Raw genomic sequence first — 19,265 nt, 5'->3', positions numbered from 1 at the left:
AATCACCTTCCGCTTGCCCAAGGCATGTCGAGCCGTTCGAGCGCCGCCGCCGCGATGCGATCCGGCGTCCGATCCGAAACGTTTCGAAAAGGCTGGTCTCCCAAGCGATCCCAGCAACCATCGCAGCCGATGCTTTGTTGCACTAAGTATCCTAGACCCATAGGCAAGATCTATCTCCTTGGTTCACGACGACTCGGCGACCAGCCCGATACAGGTAGCGGTGAGCAGGCGGGTCAGTGCGGACGCAAAGTCGAGGTTCCACTCCGGCGGGAGAACCTCCGGCTCCTCGGCATAGGCGTCGTTGAGCTGCTCCGGGGGATTTGCGATTTGCCACAGCGTGGCGGCCAGAGAGTATGCAGCCAGCAGGATGTCGAAAGCCCCCGAACGACCGAGCTCGGGCAACGCATTCTCGATCGCGTCCGCGAGTGCGATGACCGCAGCGGTACTCGTCCGCTTGACCTCGACAACCCGATCGACATGCACCTCGTGTTCGAGGTGGAGATGAAGGTTGGCAAGCAGATCACAAAACAAGGGGTCGCCCGCCAAACCGTTGGCCAACGCCTCGGCCACCCGCGATTGCGACATCGGTCCTGGCTCGTTCAGGCTCTCGCACACCGTGTTCGACCACCGCACCCAACCTTCGGCGGCCAAGTGCAACAGGACCTCTTTATGCGAGGAGAAGTAGCGGCGCACCGCCGAGTAATGGATTCCGGCGCGTCCGGCGACAGCGGTCAACGTCACAGACGCGACACCGGTCTCCAGCGCCAACGAGCGAGCGGCTTCGACGAGCGCCGCCGCACGCCGACGCTTGTTCTCCTCGGTGCGGGCGCGCCGGAAACTGACTTGCGCCACCGCCAGAGGATAACGCACATCATGTGACTTGTAAGACTTTGCCGTTTACGCACGTGATATGCGTTACACTCGTGGCCCGACTGAAAGGAGGGGCAGCTACCGCTCACCCCACCGGGAGGCCGTGCTTTACTTAGGCAAGGCTTAGTTCTGCTATCGGCCGAAGCCGCTGGCCGGGTGCGACGCTGGTTGAACATGTTCCAACAGGCCCAGACGGGCGGTATTGTCCGCCCGTAACAACATCGAACGGTAAAGGGGACTTGAGATTTTCAGGGTGCTTTCGCGGACTTGGATTCCACTGGTCATCCTGGTGGTTGTGGTCATCGGTGGGTTCACCGTGTACCGGGTCCGCGGTTTCTTCGCCTCTGAAAGACGTGAGTCGTATGCCGACAGCAACCTGGAAAGCACCAAGCCTTTCAACCCCAAGCGGCTAACTTACGAAGTCTTCGGACCACCCGGAACGGTCGCGGACATCAGCTATTTCGACGTCAATTCTGACCCGCAACGGGTCGATGACGCGGTGTTACCCTGGTCGTTACACATCACAACAAATTTGGCGGCGGTGATGGGAAACCTTGTTGCGCAGGGCAATACCAACAGCATCGGTTGCCGGATCCTCGTAGACGACGTCGTAAAGGCTGAAAGAATTTCCAACGAGGTCAATGCCTACACCTACTGCCTGGTGAAATCCGCGTGACTACCAAATATGCGAACGACCCCGAAACCAGAACCGAGGCCGAAAAGCCCCTCATCGCGCGGATAATCCACGCCTTTGCGGTACCCATAATCCTGGGTTGGTTGGCAGTTTGCGTCGCCGTCAGCATCTTCGTCCCAAGCCTGGAAAAGGTAGGGCAAGAGCGTTCGGTTTCACTGAGTCCCAAGGAAGCTCCATCGTTCGCAGCGATGAAGCGCATCGGCGAGGTGTTTAAGGAAGGCAACACCGACAGCATCGCGATGATCGTCATCGAGGGTAACCAGCCCCTCGGCGATGAAGCCCACAAGTACTACGACAACCTGATCCGCAGACTGCGCGCCGATACCAAGCACGTGCAAAGCGTGCAGGACTTCTGGGGGGATCCGCTGACGGCGCCGGGGGCGCAAAGCAACGACGGCAAGGCCGCCTATGTCCAAATGAGTCTCGGCGGTAATCAAGGCGAGCCGCTGGCCAACGAATCCATCGAGGCCGTCCGCAATATCGTCGCCAGTACGCCGGCGCCGCCCGGAATTACCACATATGTCACCGGCCCGGCCGCGCTGGCCGCGGATATGCATAACTCCGGCGACCGATCGATGCTCCGGATCACCGCGGTGACGGTCGGGGTGATTTTCGTTATGTTGTTACTGGTTTATCGGTCGCCGATCACCGTGATTCTGTTGTTGTTCACGGTCGGGGTCGAATTGACGGCGGCCCGGGGAGTCGTAGCGTTACTGGGGCATTCGGGGATGATCGGACTGTCCACATTTGCGGTCAGCCTGCTCACGTCGCTGGCGATTGCCGCGGGAACGGACTACGGCATATTCATCATTGGGCGTTATCAAGAAGCCCGCCAGGCCGGCGAGGACAGAGAAGCGGCCTATTACACCATGTACCGTGGGACCGCCCATGTGATCCTTGGCTCGGGTTTGACGATCGCCGGTGCCACCTTCTGTCTCAAGTTCACCCGCATGCCCTATTTCGAGACCCTCGGCATTCCGTGCGCGGTCGGGATGCTGGTCGCAGTCGCGGTGGCAATGACTTTGGCGCCGGCGGTTCTGCACGTCGGCAGCCGCTTTGGCCTGTTCGACCCCAAGCGGCTGCTCAAGACTCGCGGCTGGCGCCGGGTTGGCACCGTGGTGGTTCGCTGGCCGCTACCGGTTCTGGTCGCCACGTGCGCCATTGCCCTCGTCGGCCTGCTCGCGCTGCCCGGATACCACACCAACTACAACGACAGGGCCTACCTGCCCGGCTTCATACCCGCCAACGAAGGATATGCGGCTGCGGACCGCCATTTTTCTCAAGCCCGCATGAAGCCGGAAATCCTGATGATCGAGTCGGATCATGACATGCGCAATCCGGCGGATTTCTTGGTGCTGGATAGACTAGCTAAAGCTATCTTCCGGGTTCCGGGAATCTCCCGGGTACAGGCAATAACCCGACCGGACGGAACGACAATGGACCACACGTCGATACCGTTCCAAATAAGCATGCAAAATGCCGGGCAGCTGCAGACCATGAAATACCAGCGCGACCGCATGGACGACATGCTGAAGCAGGCCGACTTGATGGCCCAGACGATCGCGATTCTGACGCACATGCAAGACCTGATGCAGCAGATGGCCGATACTACCCACCGTATGGTCGGCGACACCGAACAGATGAAGGAAATCACCGACGAATTACGCGATCACATCGCAGATTTTGAGGATTTCTGGCGCCCAATTCGCAGCTATTTCTACTGGGAAAAGCACTGCTACGACATTCCGATCTGCTGGTCGTTGCGATCGATATTCGATGCGCTGGACGGTGTCGATAAGCTCAGCGAGCAAATAGGTGTCCTGTTGGTCGACCTCCGCGAAATGGATCGCCTTGTACCGCAGATGGTCGCCACAATCCCGCCGCAGATCGAAGTCATGGAGAGCATGCGGATCCAGATGCTGACCATGCACAGCACCATGATGGGCATCTACAACCAAATGGACGAGATGAGCGAAAACGCGACCGCCATGGGACACGCGTTCGACGCCGCCAAGAATGACGACTCGTTCTACCTGCCGCCCGAAGTATTCAAGAACAAGGACTTCCAGCGCGCCATGAAATCGTTCCTGTCATCGGACGGTCACGCGGCACGGTTCATTATTCTGCACCGAGCAGATCCCCAATCAGAAGAAGGCATCAAGAGCGTCAACCAAATACGTACGGCCGCCGAGGAGGCGCTCAAGGGCACTCCATTGGAAGACTCCAAGATCTATCTGGCCGGCACGGCGGCCGTATTCCACGACATCTCTGAAGGCGCCCAATGGGACCTTCTCATCGCGGGCATTTCATCCCTCTGCCTCATTTTCATCATCATGCTGATCATCACCCGAGCGTTTGTTGCCGCCGCTGTCATCGTAGGTACGGTCGCGCTTTCGCTGGGTGCTTCCTTTGGACTTTCGGTGCTGCTTTGGCAACACATTCTAGAAATCAAGTTGCACTGGCTGGTACTCGCGATGTCGGTCATCGTCCTCTTGGCTGTGGGGTCTGACTACAACCTGCTGCTGGTCTCCCGGTTCAAACAGGAAATAAGCGCAGGCCTGAAGACCGGCATCATCCGTTCGATGGGCGGTACCGGCAAGGTGGTGACCAATGCGGGCCTGGTATTCGCGGTCACCATGGCTTCGATGGTCGTCAGCGATCTTCGGGTTATCGGGCAGGTGGGCACCACCATCGGTCTGGGCTTGCTGTTCGACACGTTGATCGTGCGCTCGTTCATGACGCCATCCATCGCCGCGCTGCTGGGCCGCTGGTTCTGGTGGCCCATGAGGGTGCGTAGCCGGCCTGCCCGGACTCCGGTTGCGCCGGTCGAACAGCCGACGGACCGAGCCTTTGCGATGAGCGGGGAACGCTAGCCTCTGCAAGCGCGGGTTGGGCCAACCGAGGCGACGGCGACTCCGAATAGCTGGTGTGCAACATTCACACCTTTCTGCTCCTTCGGGGCGCTCGGTAGCGGTCATCGGCAGCGGCGTCTCCGGACTCACCGCCGCCTATCTGCTGTCCGGTCGGGACCGCGTCACCCTGTACGAGGCCGACGATCGACTCGGCGGTCACGCCCACACCCACTATGTGGCGAGCGGTGACGGCGGCGTTACCGCCGTGGACTCGGCGTTCTTAGTCCACAACGACCGGACCTATCCCACCCTGTGCCGACTGTTCGCCGAACTCGGTGTGGCCACCCAAGAGTCCGATATGTCGATGTCGGTGCGAGCCGACGACATCGGACTCGAGTACGCCGGCGCCCTGGGAGCGCGGGGACTGTTCGCCTGCCGACAATCGCTGCGGCCCCGTTACCTGCTGATGCTCATCGAGATCCTCCGGTTTCACCGTGTCGCGTCGGCGATGCTGCGTGACACGGCCTCCAATGCGGAGGACGACCTAGTGACACTGGAAGACTTCCTGAACCGGCACCGCTTCTCGTCGTACTTCGTCGATTACTTCATCACGCCGCTGGTGGCGGCGGTCTGGTCGTGCGCTGCCGCGGACGCGTTGCGTTATCCGGCCCGGTACCTGTTCGTCTTTCTTGAGCATCACGGCATGCTGACGGTCTTCGGCTCACCCACGTGGCGCACGGTCGCCGGAGGCTCGGCCAGCTACGTGCGGGCCATCGCATCTCGGCTCGGTGAGGTGTTGACCCGGACACCGGTGCGCTCGCTGCGGCGAGTTCCCAACGGGGTGCTGGTGCAAGCCGGCAACAACGCACCGCGGCTCTTCGATGCCGCCGTCGTGGCCGTTCACCCCGACCAGGCGCTGCTGTTGCTCGACCAGCCGACCCCGCGGGAGCGTGCCGTCCTGGGGGCGATTCCCTACTCGACCAACGTCGCCCGGCTGCACACCGACGAATCGGTGCTGCCCCGACACCGTCGGGCGCGGGCATCCTGGAACTACCTGGTGTCACCCGGGAACGACCACGTGGTGGTCAGTTATGACATCAGCCGGCTGATGCGTATCGGCGGCAACCGCCGGTTTCTGGTGACCCTCGGGGTCCATGACCGCGTTGACCCGGAGTCGGTGCTTGCCGAGATGACCTACAGCCATCCGCTGTACACACCGGAATCGGTTGCAGCTCAACGCTTATTGCCGACACTCGACGATGATCGGGTGGCTTTCGCGGGCGCCTATCACGGCTGGGGATTCCACGAGGACGGCGCCGCCTCCGGGCTGCGCGCGGCCCGGCGGCTCGGCGCCGACTGGCCGGCAGTCGCTGCGCGGGAGGCGGTGGCCGCATGCTGACTCCGGCGATCTACCGCACCACCATCACCCACTTTCGGCAGGTTCCGGTGCAGCACGCGTTCGAATACCAAAGCTATAGCTGGTATGTCGACATCGACGACCTGCCCCGGCTGCCCCGGTGGCTGCGACCGTTCGCGCGATTCCACGCCGACGACCACTTCGCGCAGCACTCACGCGGCTCGCTACGGGACCGGTTGGAAGCCTTTTTTGCCGACCATGACGTGACCGTCCCCGACGGACGCATCACCGCGCTGCTGCAGGCACGCGTCTTCGGGTACGTCTTCAACCCGATAAGCATCTTTTGGTGCCATGACCGTGACGGCAGCCTGCGCCACGTGATAGCCGAGGTGCACAACACGTACGGAGGGCGCCACGCCTACCTGCTACCACCGGCCGATGCGCCGGTGTTGGTCAGTAAGAAGTTCTATGTCTCGCCGTTCAATCCGGTGGACGGCCACTACCTGGTGCTGGCGCCACGACCCGCCCGCTATGTGGACATCACGGTGTCACTACACCGCGAGAATCGGCTGGCATTCACCGCGACGCTACGCGGGACGCGCGAACCGGCGACATTGAAACACGTCGTGATGATCCAGATTACGTCACCGCTGGCGCCGCTGATGGTGGCCACGCGAATCCGAATACAGGGCATCAAACTGTGGTTACATCGAGTTCCAGTCGTGCCGCGATGAGCGTCCAAACGCGCACGGCCGCAATCGATTACCGGCGCTGGCCGGCGATAGCCACGGCGCCGTCCGGCCCCGTCGCCGCGGTATCGGCCGCCGTCGTCGACCGTCTGCTGCGGCGCGCGGCGGCCCGGCTACCGTTGCGACTGGCCTACCCGGACGGATCAGTGGTGGGCGCCGCCGATCCGACCCAGCCCACGCTGTTCCTCCATCATCCGGACGCGCTGTGCCGCCGGGTCGGACGCCACGGCCTCATCGGGTTCGGGGAGTCGTACATGGCCGGTGAATGGTCATCGACGGATCTCACCGGGGCGCTCACGGTACTCGCCAAGTCGGTGACCGACCTGGTGCCCCGCTCGCTGCACTGGCTGCGACCGCTTGCGCCGGGCTTTGCGCCGACCTGGCGAGACCCCAGCCGAGATCAGGCCCGCCGCAACGTCGCTGAGCATTATGACCTCTCGAATGAGCTGTTTGGCGAGTTTCTCGACGAAACCATGACGTACTCGTCGGCGCTGTTCACCCGCCTGCCGGCCTCGTGGTCGGATTTGGCGACAGCCCAACGCCGCAAGATCGACCGGCTGCTGGATATGGCCGGGGTCCAACGGGGCAGCCGGGTTCTTGAGATCGGCACCGGATGGGGCGAGCTGTGCATCCGTGCGGCTGCCCGCGGGGCGCAGGTGCGCTCAGTCACCCTGTCGGTCGAGCAGCAGCGGTTGGCGCAGCGGCGGGTGGCCGCGGCCGGTATGTCCGACCGGGTGGAAATCGACCTTTGTGACTACCGCGATGTGCAGGGATGCTATGACTGCGTCATATCGGTCGAGATGATCGAGGCGGTGGGATTTCGTTCGTGGCCAAGGTATTTCGCCGCGCTCGAACGGCTGGTGCGGCCGGGCGGCCGGGCCGCGATCCAGGCGATCACGATGCCGCACGACCGGATGCTGGCCACCCGCAACACGCACACCTGGATCCAGAAGTACATTTTCCCCGGCGGGCTATTGCCGTCCACCGAGGCCATTGCGGGGATCACCGAGCGTCACACGCGATTGCGCACCGTCGACACGACCTCGCTGCAACCGCACTATGCCGAGACGCTGCGGCTGTGGCGGGAGCGCTTCCTGCAGCGGCGAGACAAGTTGGCGCACTTGGGCTTCGACGAAGTGTTCGGACGGATGTGGGAGCTGTACCTGGCGTACTCGGAGGCCGGATTCCGGTCCGGCTATCTCGACGTCAACCAGTGGATACTTGAGCGCAGGAGTGTCCCATGAACGAGACCGGCATCTTGGTGGTATCGGCCGCTTCGGCGTTGGCGCTGGCCGTGGTGCATTCGGTCGCGTTCGTGATCGGTCGCCGGCTCGGCCGCTACAACGTCGTCGACGTCGCATGGGGCATCGGTTTCGTGGCCGTGGCCGCCGTCGCCGCCGTCCTTGGCCAAGGCGATCCGACTCGCCGGTGGCTGCTGCTGGCGCTGGTGTCGATCTGGGCTGTGCGGCTGAGCTGGCACATGTACCGCAAGACGGCCGGCAAGGGTGAGGATCCCCGCTATGCAGACCTGCTGCGTGGAGCGGGGCTGGGTCAGGTGGTGCGGAAGGTCTTCGGGCTGCAGGGCTTCTTGACGCTGTTCATCTCTTTCCCGCTGCAACTATCCGCGGTAACTGGGCCGACGCCGAGGCCATTGCTGGCCGTGACGGGCGTGGGCTTAGCGGTGTGGCTGGCAGGTGTCATCTTCGAGGCGGTGGGTGATCGGCAGTTGCGGGTATTCAAATCCGACCCGGCCAATCGCGGGGTCGTCATGGACCGCGGGCTCTGGGCCTGGACGCGGCACCCCAACTATTTCGGCGACGCCTGTGTCTGGTGGGGGCTATGGCTGATCACCATCAACGGCTGGGTTCCGTTGATCACGGTGGTCTCGCCGCTGCTGATGACGTACTTCCTGGTGGACGTCAGCGGGGCCCGGCTGACCGAGAGCTACATGAAGGGCCGTCCCGGCTTCGCCGAATACCAAGAGCGGACAGCATATTTCGTGCCCCGCCCACCCAGATCGGCACGTCGATGAGGACCGACTTCTCGGTTTTGATGCCGGCGGGCGTTAGGCTACCGATCGATGACCGGTCCGCCGCGCCTGAGCAGCGACCTGGACGCCTTGCTGCGCCGGGTCGCGCGTGGCGACAATGCCGCGTTCGCCACGTTCTACGACCACACCAAGAGCCGGGTGTACGGGCTGGTGACCAGGGTGTTGCGTGATCCCGGCTACAGCGAAGAAACCACCCAGGAGATTTATCTCGAGGTGTGGCGCAACGCATCAGAGTTCGACTCCGTCAAGGGATCCGCGCTGGCCTGGCTGTTGACCATCGCGCACCGGCGCGCCGTCGACCGGGTCCGCAGTGAGCAAGCCGGCAGTCAGCGGGAATCGCGCTACGGTGCGGCCAATGTCGATACGGCGACGGATGTCGTCGCCGAGTCGGCGATCGCCGGTGACGAGCGGCGCCGGGTGGCCGAGTGTCTGGACGGCTTGACCGATGCGCAGCGGCAATGCATCGAACTGGCTTACTATGGCGGCCTCACCTATGTCGAAGTGTCGCAGCGGTTGGTCACCAATTTGTCGACGATCAAGTCACGCATGCGCGACGCGCTGCGCGGCCTGCGCAACTGCCTGGACGTGGCATGACCGCGCCGGCGACGATGCAGAGCGAAGCGATGAGGAGGAGCGGCGCTGATGACACAGCCGACGGACTTCGAACTGCTTGAGCTGGCAACCCCGTATGCCCTGCATGCGATGTCTGACGACGAGCGAGCCGAGATAAGCCAGCGGGTGGCAGCGGCGCCCCCGCCGGTCGCTGCGGCGTTCAACGACGAAGTTCGCGCCGTCCGCGAGACGATGGCTGTGGCCTCGGCCGCGACCGCCGCCGAACCTCCGGCCCACCTGCGGGCCGCGATCTTGGCCACGACCGAACCCGCAAAACCTGACTTTAAGCGCCAGTCACGTTGGCGTACAACTGTTTTCGCATCTGCGGCGGCCATCGCGGTGGGGCTGGCAGCCTTTGGTGTCGGGGTGCTGACGCGGCCGACCCCAACGCCCACGATGGCCGAGCAAGTTCTCGCGGCACCGGATGTGCAGACGGTCTCCCGCCCGCTCGGCACGGGCACGGCCACGGTGATGTTCTCCCGCGACCGCAATGCGGGTGTGCTGGTGATGAACAACGTGCCGCCGCCGTCGCCGGGCACCGTCTATCAGATGTGGTTGATCGGCGCCAACGGTCCGACATCGGCGGGGACGATGGGCGCCGCCGCGGTCACGCCCTCGACAAAAGCCATGCTCCCCGACCTCGGAAGCTCGACCGCCCTGGCGTTCACCGTCGAACCCGGCTCCGGATCGCCGCAGCCGACCAGTCCGATACTGTCCGAGCTGCCCCTGCGTTAAGTCCGCTTAACCAGGCTTCCCAGCACCGCGACGAGCACTCCGAACGCGACCAGCGCGACGCCGGCCAGCAGCGTCAGATTCAGCCATAGGTGCAAGCTGTCCTCGGCGTTGCTGACCATCACATCGGCTATCCGGCGGATGTCGCCAGTGGTCCGATTGAGCGCGTCGTTGACATAGCGACGGCCGACCTCAATCGCGGCCCAACCGGTCGCACCGACCAGCAGCGCCGAGACGCCGAGGCCGGTCAGCGCCTTGCCACGGCGGCGCGCGGCGACCAACGTAACCAGCGCGCAGGCACCGCTGAGTGCGATCACGGCGATAGTCACCCAGGGACCCCAAACGGCGATCCGGTGCAGCTGTCCCGGACGCACCGGCTGCGCCGCCGAAACCGTCAACGCGACCTTCAGCGTTTCGGGCGCCTTCACGTTGTATGTGCTCAAAACCCGTTGAATTGCAGGGTCTTTGAGCATTGGGGCCACATCGATCACCCACCGGTCACCGCCGGCGACCGGATCGCTGAACAACCACCGGTGCGCCGCCCGGTTCACCTGCGCGAACAGTGGCGGAAACGAAGCGCTCGCGGTGAAGGCGGTAGCGGCGTCGTGCACCACCGAGCTGTCGACGGGGTAGCGCCGTCCGCCGTGATCGTTGATGAGCGCCATAGCTCGGGTGGTGAGTTCGGCCGCCATGGCCGACTGCAGCGCCGGATCGCCGGCTGCCTTCTGGGCCAGTGCGGCGTAGCCGCCTTCGTCGACGATGTTCGTCTGTACCCATGCCGCCGGGATCGCCGCCGCCAGGGTAACCGTGGCGAAGAGCCAGAACAGCATGGTCGCCACGAATCGCACGCCTAGAACTTACTGAATACCCCGCAGATAGGCGGCCTGGCCGAGGTGCTGCGCGCAGTCGTCGATGATGCTGACCAAACGTGCGCTGGCGGTCACCGGGGGATCCCAGTTGGTGTCCACGATGCGCGACAGCTCGTCGGCGGTGACACCGGCGACGTAATCCAAGGTGAGCTGGTGCACCGCGTGGTAATAGCCGGACAGCAGGTCGGCAGGGGCACGGACCTTGGCCACATCCTCGGCATTGTGCCCATAGCCGGTGTCGTTGCGCGACAAGTCCAGGCCGAACCGGTCGACCCAGCCGTCGCGGGTCCACACCTGCTCGACGCCGGCCACATCGGCCAGCTGAATGTCTTGCACCCGGGCGCTGTGCCAGATCAGCCACGCGATGCTGTTGGCACTCTCGGTCGGCCGGTAATTCGCGATTTCGTCGGTCAGGCCCTCGGCGAGTTCGTCGACGTGTTCGATCAGCCGCGTGAACGCGTCGCGCAGCAGCTCCCGAGCGGCCGCGTCGGTGCTGGCCATACCAGCGACATTACGGGAGTGCCCCGTGCCAGACCGCTTCGACGTTGTTGCCATCGGGGTCGCGCACGAAAGCGCCGAAATAGCCTGGGTGATACTCCGGCCAGAGCCGCGGCGCGTGCAACGACTCCGCACCCAGGCCCATAGCGGCGTCGTAGAACGCGCGCACCGCAGTTTCGTCGGCGGCCTGGAACGCGATGTGGACTTCTCGATTCGGGCCCATGCCTGAGCCGTCGGCGATCCAGAAATCCGGCTTGCCGTTACGGCCGTATCCAATTGCCACGCCGAAATCCATTTGGCGGGTATAGCCCAGCACGCCCAACACTGTGTCGTAGAACTCCTGGGATTTCGGGTAGTCGCCGCAGTTGATTCCTAGGTGATCGATCACGGTCGTAGATTAGTTGGATGAGCTACGACCTTCTCATCCGCAATGGCACCATCGTCGACGGGTTGGGAGGCGAGCCCTACATCGGCGACGTCGCGGTACAAGACGGGGTCATCACAGCGGTGGGCCCCAGCAACGGCGAGACCGCCAAGCGAGAGATCGACGCGACCGGGCTGCTGGTCACGCCCGGCTTTATCGACCTGCACACCCACTACGACGGCCAGGCCATCTGGTCGGACCGGCTGACTCCGTCGTCGGCGCACGGGGTGACCACGGTGGTGATGGGCAACTGCGGCGTCGGCTTCGCGCCGTGCCGCCAGGAAGACCACGACGTGCTCGTCGACGTAATGGCCGGCGTGGAGGACATTCCCGGCGTCGTGATGACCGACGGACTGCCGTGGACCTGGGAAACCTTCCCCGAATTCATGGACGCGCTGGACGCGGGCAAACGGGATATCGATGTGGCCGCCTATCTGCCGCACTCCCCGTTGCGGGTCTACGTAATGGGTCAGCGCGGCGCCGACCGTGAGCCCGCCACCCCTGAAGACCTGGCGAAAATGCGGTCGCTGGCCAAGGAGGCAATCGAAATCGGGGCGCTGGGTTTCGCGTCTTCGAGGCTGACGATCCACAAGACCGAGAGCGGTTCACCGATTCCCAGCTACGACGCGGCACGCGAAGAGATCGAGGAGATCGCCAGAGGCGTCGTCGACGGTGGCGGCGGCCTGTTGCAATTCGTGCCCGACATTCCCGCTGGCGGCTACCAGCCCGTGCTGCAGACCGTTTTCGACGTTGCCGAGGATGTCGGGCTGCCGGTGACCTTCACCCTGGTGGTCGCCAACGCCGGCGACCCCACCTGGCCGGACGCCATCACCATGGTCGAAAAGGCCAACGCTTCTGGTGGCGATATCACCGCGCAATTGCTGCCGCGCCCGATCGGGCTGATCATCGGGCTGCAACTGTCCGCCAACCCCTTCGTGCTCTACCCGAGCTATCGCGAGATCGCGCATCTCCCCCTGGCCGAGCGGGTGGCCGAGATGCGCAAGCCCGAGGTTCGCGCGCACATCCTTGGCGACAGACCCGGCGCCGGACACCCCATCCTGTACGTGGCCCAGATGTGGGATTGGATCTTCCCGCTCGGTGACAACCCCAATTACGAGCCCGACCCGGCGGACAGCGTCGGGGCCCGTGCCCGTGCTCGTGGGGTGGCACCGATGGAGGAGGCCTATGACCGACTGCTCGACGACGACGGCCACGCCATGCTGCTGGTTGCGACGAGCAACTTGGAGAATAACTCGCTGGACACCGTGGGTCAGCTGCTACATCGCGACGACGTGGTGCTCGGCCTTGGCGACGGCGGCGCGCACTACGGAATGATCTGCGACGCGAGCTATTCCACGTATTTTCTGGCGCACTGGGCACGCGATCGGAAGTCTGGACGGTTCACGGTGGCCGAGGCCGTCCGCGAACTCACGTCGGTACCCGCGCGCGTGGCCGGCCTGGGCGACCGGGGGCGCATCGCCGTCGGCTACAAGGCCGACCTCAACGTCATCGACCACGCCGCACTACGCCTGAATAAGCCGGTGATCAGCTACGACCTGCCCGCCGGCGGTCGCCGCCTGGACCAAACAGCGGATGGCTACGTCGCGACCGTGGTGTCCGGTCAAGTCATCGCCGAAAACGGTGTTCCCACCGATGCCCGGCCAGGCAAGCTGGTCCGGGGGCGGCGGTCAGCGCCCCTCACCGTCTGACAACGGTTGCTGTAAGACTCTGCAGACAGCCACTATTAATCCCGATATGGCCACGCCAACTGACGCTGCCGGGTAGTTTGAGTAGGTGACAAACCCGCATTTCGCGTGGTTGCCGCCAGAGATTAATTCGGCACTGATGTTCGCCGGTCCCGGGTCGGGGCCGTTGCTTGCCGCGGCCGCGGCCTGGAACGGGCTCGCCGCGGATTTGCTGTCATCAGTGGAGTCGTTTGCGTCTGTGACGGCGGACCTGACCAGTGGCGCCTGGCTCGGTCCGTCATCGGCCGCGATGATGGCCGTCGCGACGCAATACATGGCGTGGCTCAGCGCTGCCGCGGTACAGGCCGAGCAGGCGGCCGCACAGGCCGGCGCCATAGCGTCCGCGTTCGAAGCGGCGCTGGCGGCCACGGTACAGCCGGCGGTAGTTGCGGCCAATCGTGGCCTGATGCAGGTGTTGGCGGCCACGAACTGGTTGGGGTTCAACACCCCGGCGATCATGGACATCGAGGCCGCCTACGAGCAGATGTGGGCGCTGGACGTGGCGGCGATGGCCGCTTACCACTTCGATGCGTCCGCCGCCGCGGCACAACTCGCGCCCTGGCAGCAGGTGCTGCGCAACCTCGGCATCGACATCAGCAAGAACGGTCTCAACCTGGGCTTCAACAACACCGGCAGTGGCAACATCGGCATCAACAACGTCGGCAACAACAACTGGGGTAGTGGCAACACCGGCAATCGCAACCTGGGTATAGGCAACACCGGCAATTACAACCTGGGCGGCGGCAACCTGGGCAGCGGGAATGTCGGCTTCGGCAACACCGGCAGCTGGGCCTTCGGGTTCGGACTCACCGGCAATCACCAAGTCGGCTTCGGTGGCTTCAACTCCGGTAGCGACAACGTCGGCTTCGGGAACTCCGGTAGCGGGAACACCGGTATTTTCAACTCCGGCAGCGACAACACGGGCATCGGGAATTCGGGCTCCCGCAACGATGGCTTCGGGAATTCGTCGGTCAACGCGGGACTCGGCACTGCCGGCGGCATGAGCTCCTGGCACTCGGGGATGCCGGACGGCGGTGTCAGCGCGGATGCCGGCTTAGCGAACTCCGCGCGCTATGCCACGGGCGGCTTGGGCACTGCGGCGTTGAGTTCGGGCCTGCTCAACTCGGCCTTGGCAAATACGGGCGGCCTCCACCCGGGAGTTGCCAGCGCGTTGAACTCCGGCATCACCAACGCGGCCGCCGCACCGGCCGCGGCCGCGGCTCCTGCCAGCGGCCTCGAATCGGCCAGCTCGAACACCAGCGGCGCCGCGGCCAACCCTGGCCTACGAGGCACCGGCTACCCGGGCTTCTACAATTCAGCCGCCAACGACCCGGGTTTGCGGAGCGCGGCCATGCGTGAGCCGAACGTCGCAAGCCCAGCTACCGCCGGCCCACCCATCCCCAGATCGAACTTCTACCCGGACAACCGCGAACCCGGCGACCCACTACGGCTCATCACGAAGCCAGAGCCAATCCGACCCGAGTAGCGTCGGCCTATCCTCGAGGCCATGAGCGAAAAGGGTGCGAAAAAGGTAGACCTCGAGCGACTCGCGGCCGCTCTACCCGACTTCCCGTTTGCCTACCTAATCACCGTCGATGACGGCTATCGCGTACACACCGTGACGGTCGAACCGATGCTGCGCGAAGCGCTCCTCGACGTCGGGCTCATCGGAGGGCGTACCCGCAAAAACCTGGGCCAGCGCAGCCACGTCACCCTGCTGTGGCCCCCGCCTGAGCCCGGCGGCTACTCGCTGATCGTCGACGGCAGCGCCGTGGTCACCGATTCCGACGCCGAGACGGCCCGGCTGCGGGTCGTGCCCACCCGCGCGCTACTGCACCGCGATGCCGAATCGCCCTCGGCGGCCAAGGGCTGCCTGCACGACTGTGTGGTTTTCGCGGTACCGGCATAAACGTTTGGCGCCGAGTGTGGGCCCTATGTACGGGAGCTGCCTTGCATTCATCCATAGGCCCCACGCTCGCGGAGCTTGGTTGTGACGCGCGCAACGATCGCGGCCGGTCGCCGCGACAGCATCTCGGCGCTGACTCTGATCACGGTCCAGCCAGCCGCTTCCAGCAGGGCGATTCGTTCGATATCCCAGGACCGCTGATATCGGTTCTCCCAATGCTGGATGCCGTCGTATTCCACAGCGACCTTCCACTCACGCCACCCCAAGTCGACCCGGATGTGCAGATCCCGAAACTCGATCTGCGTCTCCGGCTTTGGCAGTCCAGCAGCTACCAAGAGCAGCCGCAACCTCGTCTCCTGCGGCGATTCCGCGCCGCCGTCGGCCAAGTCAAGTCCAGCCCGCAGCCGGCGAATGCCACGGGCTCCAGGGTGTCGGTCGGCCGTAGCGATGACGTCTGCAGGTTTGATACCTGTCGCATTGAGCAGCGCGTCGAGAATCGGTACCGCCTTGGCAACGGACAAGCTGCAACCGATGTCGAATGCAGTTCGGGCCGCGGTCGTCACACGCATTCCCCTGGCGGTGTGCACCTCGTCATCGGCCAGCTGATAGCTGTGCACAACGATGCCTGGCTGACTGTGCCTATCAGCGCGCACGATCTCTGCGGGGGCGGCCGGGTCGAGCCATTTCGTGCCGAGCACCGCCGCGGCGGATAGGCCAGCCAGCACAGCACCCGTCGACAGCCAGGCTGCGCGGGCCTTGACGGCGGCCGTCAACTCCGCGTCCCTGCGGATATAGACGTCGCGGAACACCGCTCGATATCGCGTGCGTAATTCATTGCGGGTGACAGCACCGCGGTTGAGCGCTTGACTGCCGACAAATGGGTCCATGGCCGCATATTCGGCGGTATGGCCCGTTGCCGTGTGCGTCGAGCGTGGGGCCTGTGGACGAAATGCGGTGTGTGGACGTACTTAGCCCCCACACTCGCGCACGAAAAAGCCCGGCCCCCAAAGGGACCGGGCTTTTTCGTTCTAGGACTAGAAGTCCATACCGCCCATGTCGCCCCCACCGGGCATGGCGGCCTTCTCCTTCTCCGGCTTGTCGGCAACGACTGCCTCCGTGGTCAGGAACAGCCCCGCGATGGACGCCGCGTTCTGCAACGCCGAACGGGTCACCTTGACCGGGTCGGCAACGCCGGCGGCGAGCAGGTCCTCGTACTCGCCGGTCTGCGCGTTGAGGCCGTGACCCGCCGGGAGGTTGCGCACCTTCTCGGCCACCACGCCCGGCTCCAGCCCGGAGTTGAACGCGATCTGCTTCAGCGGAGCCTCCAGCGCCACCTTGACGATGTTGGCGCCAGTCGCCTCGTCACCGGTGAGCTTCAGCTCTTCGAGGGCCGGGGCCGCGTGCAGCAGGGTAACGCCACCACCGGCGACGATGCCCTCCTCGACGGCGGCCTTGGCGTTGCGGACCGCGTCCTCGATGCGGTGCTTGCGCTCCTTGAGTTCCACTTCGGTGGCAGCGCCGGCCTTGATCACCGCAACACCGCCGGCCAGCTTGGCCAGCCGCTCCTGCAGCTTCTCGCGGTCGTAGTCGGAGTCGCTGTTCTCGATCTCCTGGCGGATCTGGGCGACCCGCCCGGCGATGGCGTCGGTGTCGCCCGCGCCCTCGACGATGGTGGTCTCGTCCTTGGTGATGACCACCTTGCGGGCCTTGCCGAGCAGCGACAGGTCGGCGTTCTCCAGCGTCAGCCCGACCTCTTCACTGATGACCTGACCACCGGTGAGGATGGCCATGTCCTGCAGCATCGCCTTGCGCCGGTCACCGAACCCGGGGGCCTTGACCGCCACCGACTTGAAGGTGCCGCGGATCTTGTTGACGACCAGGGTGGACAGTGCCTCGCCCTCGACGTCCTCGGCAATGATCAGCAGCGGCTTGCCGGCCTGAATGACCTTCTCCAGCAACGGCAACAGGTCCTTAACGGTCGAGACCTTGGAGCTGACCAACAGGATGTAGGGATCCTCGAGGACCGCTTCCTGACGCTCGGCGTCGGTGACGAAGTAGCCCGAAATGTAGCCCTTGTCGAACCGCATGCCCTCGGTGAGCTCGAGCTGCAGGCCGAAGGTGTTGGACTCCTCAACGGTGATGACGCCCTCGTTGCCGACCTTGTCCATCGCCTCGGCGATCAGGTCACCGATCGACTGGTCGCCAGCCGAGATCGCGGCGGTGGCAGCGATCTGCTCCTTGGTCTCGACCTCCTTGGCCGACTTCAGCAGCGTCTCGGTGATCTTCTCGACGGCCTTCTCGATGCCACGCTTGAGGCCCAGCGGGTTGGCGCCGGCCGCGACGTTGCGCAGACCCTCTTTGACCAACGCCTGGGCCAGCACGGTGGCCGTCGTCGTGCCGTCACCGGCAACGTCGTCGGTCTTCTTGGCAACTTCTTTGACCAGCTCTGCGCCGATCTTCTCGTACGGGTCCTCCAGCTCGATCTCCTTGGCGATGGACACACCATCGTTGGTGATCGTGGGGGCACCCCACTTCTTCTCCAGGACGACGTTGCGGCCCTTGGGACCCAACGTCACCTTTACCGCGTCGGCGAGGCTGTTCAGGCCCCGCTCGAGGCCGCGACGGGCCTCTTCGTCGTACGCAATTGTCTTGGCCATTGCGAAGTGATTCCTCCGGATTGGGGATGACACGTCATGGCCGGGCGCAGTGCCCGCGACGGACGACACAGCTTACGGGAGCTGGGTCTCACCGTCCCGACCTAGCACTCACCGGTCGCGAGTGCCAACGTCATTCTTAGCACTCGCCTATGCCGAGTGCAAGCAGGCGATCCGCCACCAATTCCCGCCGCGAACGTAACGCCACGGCGACTTTCCACGCGGATTTTCGCGGTGGCGTTGCGCTCGGCTCGCGCGGCACGCACCCCAACTCTCGAGCTCCGCGGTTCCTTGATGGGTTGAGTATGTTTTGCCCCATGGGATCTACCGACGAGAACACCCGCAGCTGGTCGGAGTCGGACATACCTGATCAAAGCGGCCGTGTCGTCATCGTCACCGGCGCCAACACCGGCATCGGGTACGAGACGGCCGCCGCGCTGGCCTTTCGCGGTGCACACGTCGTGCTGGCCATACGCAACCTCGAGAAGGGCAATGCCGCCCTGGCACGCATCGTCGCCGCCAAACCACAAGCCGACGTCACGCTGCAGGAACTAGACCTAAGCTCACTCGACTCGGTGCGCGCGGCCGCTGACGCACTGCGCAGCGCCTACCCGCGGATCGACTTGCTGATCAACAACGCAGGGGTGATGTGGACGCCCAAGCAGGTCACCGAAGACGGCTTCGAGATGCAATTCGGCACCAACCACCTCGGTCATTTCGCGTTGACCGGGCTGCTGCTCGATCATCTGCTGGCGGTGCGAGGTTCACGAGTGGTGACCGTCAGCAGCCTCGGCCACCGGCTTCGCGCCGCTATCCACTTCGACGATCTGCAATGGGAACGTCGTTATGACCGGGTCGCCGCCTACGGGCAAGCCAAGCTGGCCAACCTGCTGTTCACCTACGAGCTGCAGCGCCGGCTGGCCGCAGCGGAAAGGCCGACGATCGCCGTCGCCGCTCACCCCGGAGGCTCCAACACCGAACTGGCCCGTCACCTGCCGAAAGCCTTCCAGCCGGCCATCAACGTGCTGGGACCGTTGCTATTCCAGAGTCCCGCGATGGGCGCGCTGCCAACGCTGCGGGCCGCCACCGATCCGTCCGTCATGGGTGGGCAGTACTACGGTCCCGACGGTTTCGCCGAACAACGCGGCCACCCCAAGCTCGTCAGGTCCAGCGCCCAGTCCCATGACGAGGACCTGCAACGCCGGCTGTGGACGGTGTCCGAAGAACTTACCGGCGTCAGCTTCGGAGTTTGA

The 19,265-nt window shown here is 64.4% G+C and carries 18 protein-coding genes; 12 read left to right on the top strand and 6 right to left on the bottom strand.

Annotated elements, in window-relative coordinates:
* Positions 1–183: 183 nt before the first annotated feature.
* Positions 184–870 (bottom strand): TetR family transcriptional regulator, encoded by a 687-nt coding sequence (locus tag AADZ78_RS03500; protein WP_085248274.1) that lies wholly within the window; start codon positions 868–870, stop codon positions 184–186.
* Between the two features lie 253 nt (positions 871–1,123).
* Between AADZ78_RS03500 and AADZ78_RS03495 the strand changes: the two genes are divergently transcribed.
* The 8 genes from AADZ78_RS03495 to AADZ78_RS03460 are packed head-to-tail and all read left to right on the top strand — an operon-like array spanning position 1,124 to position 9,919.
* Positions 1,124–1,546, top strand: a complete 423-nt coding sequence (locus tag AADZ78_RS03495) for an MmpS family protein (protein WP_085248272.1) — start codon at positions 1,124–1,126, stop codon at positions 1,544–1,546.
* Positions 1,543–4,437: an RND family transporter gene (locus AADZ78_RS03490; RefSeq protein WP_085248270.1), complete on the top strand. Its 2,895-nt coding sequence runs from the start codon at positions 1,543–1,545 to the stop codon at positions 4,435–4,437. The genes AADZ78_RS03495 and AADZ78_RS03490 overlap by 4 nt, the downstream gene beginning before the upstream one ends.
* A gap of 55 nt (positions 4,438–4,492) precedes the next feature.
* Positions 4,493–5,815, top strand: a complete 1,323-nt coding sequence (locus AADZ78_RS03485; protein ID WP_085248268.1) for an NAD(P)/FAD-dependent oxidoreductase — start codon at positions 4,493–4,495, stop codon at positions 5,813–5,815.
* The gene (locus AADZ78_RS03480; RefSeq protein ID WP_085248266.1) at positions 5,809–6,507 is read left to right on the top strand and encodes a DUF1365 domain-containing protein; all 699 of its coding nucleotides are present in this window, start codon (positions 5,809–5,811) and stop codon (positions 6,505–6,507) included. The genes AADZ78_RS03485 and AADZ78_RS03480 overlap by 7 nt, the downstream gene beginning before the upstream one ends.
* Entirely contained in the window at positions 6,504–7,766 is a 1,263-nt protein-coding gene (locus AADZ78_RS03475; RefSeq protein WP_085248264.1) for a class I SAM-dependent methyltransferase, read from the top strand. The genes AADZ78_RS03480 and AADZ78_RS03475 overlap by 4 nt, the downstream gene beginning before the upstream one ends.
* Before the next feature lie 17 nt (positions 7,767–7,783).
* The gene (locus AADZ78_RS03470; RefSeq protein WP_139828465.1) at positions 7,784–8,554 is read left to right on the top strand and encodes a DUF1295 domain-containing protein; all 771 of its coding nucleotides are present in this window, start codon (positions 7,784–7,786) and stop codon (positions 8,552–8,554) included.
* A 48-nt stretch (positions 8,555–8,602) separates the two neighbouring features.
* Positions 8,603–9,166 (top strand): sigma-70 family RNA polymerase sigma factor, encoded by a 564-nt coding sequence (locus tag AADZ78_RS03465; RefSeq protein ID WP_085248260.1) that lies wholly within the window; start codon positions 8,603–8,605, stop codon positions 9,164–9,166.
* Between the two features lie 48 nt (positions 9,167–9,214).
* Complete coding sequence (locus AADZ78_RS03460) at positions 9,215–9,919, top strand: anti-sigma factor (RefSeq protein WP_085248258.1); 705 nt, start codon at positions 9,215–9,217, stop codon at positions 9,917–9,919.
* Here the strand turns inward: AADZ78_RS03460 and AADZ78_RS03455 are convergent.
* From AADZ78_RS03455 to AADZ78_RS03445, 3 genes are read right to left on the bottom strand one after another with little or no spacing between them, the layout of a single operon-like run.
* Positions 9,916–10,764 (bottom strand): hypothetical protein, encoded by an 849-nt coding sequence (locus tag AADZ78_RS03455; RefSeq protein WP_085248256.1) that lies wholly within the window; start codon positions 10,762–10,764, stop codon positions 9,916–9,918. The genes AADZ78_RS03460 and AADZ78_RS03455 overlap by 4 nt on opposite strands.
* Before the next feature lie 9 nt (positions 10,765–10,773).
* Complete coding sequence (locus AADZ78_RS03450; RefSeq protein ID WP_085248254.1) at positions 10,774–11,286, bottom strand: mycothiol transferase; 513 nt, start codon at positions 11,284–11,286, stop codon at positions 10,774–10,776.
* A 10-nt stretch (positions 11,287–11,296) separates the two neighbouring features.
* Positions 11,297–11,671, bottom strand: a complete 375-nt coding sequence (locus AADZ78_RS03445; protein ID WP_085248251.1) for a VOC family protein — start codon at positions 11,669–11,671, stop codon at positions 11,297–11,299.
* 17 nt (positions 11,672–11,688) lie between these two features.
* Here AADZ78_RS03445 and AADZ78_RS03440 point away from each other — a divergent pair, with 17 nt between their 5' ends.
* The 3 genes from AADZ78_RS03440 (at position 11,689) to AADZ78_RS03430 (ending at position 15,361) form a co-directional block, all read left to right on the top strand.
* Entirely contained in the window at positions 11,689–13,416 is a 1,728-nt protein-coding gene (locus tag AADZ78_RS03440) for an N-acyl-D-amino-acid deacylase family protein (protein WP_085248249.1), read from the top strand.
* Between the two features lie 85 nt (positions 13,417–13,501).
* Positions 13,502–14,938 (top strand): PPE family protein, encoded by a 1,437-nt coding sequence (locus tag AADZ78_RS03435; RefSeq protein WP_085248248.1) that lies wholly within the window; start codon positions 13,502–13,504, stop codon positions 14,936–14,938.
* 21 nt (positions 14,939–14,959) lie between these two features.
* Positions 14,960–15,361, top strand: coding sequence for a hypothetical protein (locus tag AADZ78_RS03430; protein WP_085248246.1), 402 nt, complete (start codon positions 14,960–14,962; stop codon positions 15,359–15,361).
* Positions 15,362–15,408: 47 nt separating this feature from the next.
* Here AADZ78_RS03430 and AADZ78_RS03425 read toward each other — a convergent pair whose 3' ends face one another.
* Both AADZ78_RS03425 and groL read right to left on the bottom strand, forming a co-directional pair.
* Positions 15,409–16,245 (bottom strand): DUF559 domain-containing protein, encoded by an 837-nt coding sequence (locus tag AADZ78_RS03425; protein ID WP_085248244.1) that lies wholly within the window; start codon positions 16,243–16,245, stop codon positions 15,409–15,411.
* Between the two features lie 147 nt (positions 16,246–16,392).
* A complete protein-coding gene (gene groL, locus AADZ78_RS03420) occupies positions 16,393–18,015 on the bottom strand; it encodes a chaperonin GroEL (protein ID WP_085248242.1) in 1,623 nt (540 codons plus the stop codon).
* Between the two features lie 314 nt (positions 18,016–18,329).
* Here groL and AADZ78_RS03415 point away from each other — a divergent pair, with 314 nt between their 5' ends.
* Complete coding sequence (locus tag AADZ78_RS03415; RefSeq protein WP_085248241.1) at positions 18,330–19,265, top strand: SDR family NAD(P)-dependent oxidoreductase; 936 nt, start codon at positions 18,330–18,332, stop codon at positions 19,263–19,265.

This window comes from Mycobacterium riyadhense, from assembly GCF_963853645.1.
GTDB classification, from domain to species: domain Bacteria; phylum Actinomycetota; class Actinomycetes; order Mycobacteriales; family Mycobacteriaceae; genus Mycobacterium; species Mycobacterium riyadhense.
This window is presented reverse-complemented; position numbering and strand designations above follow the sequence as displayed.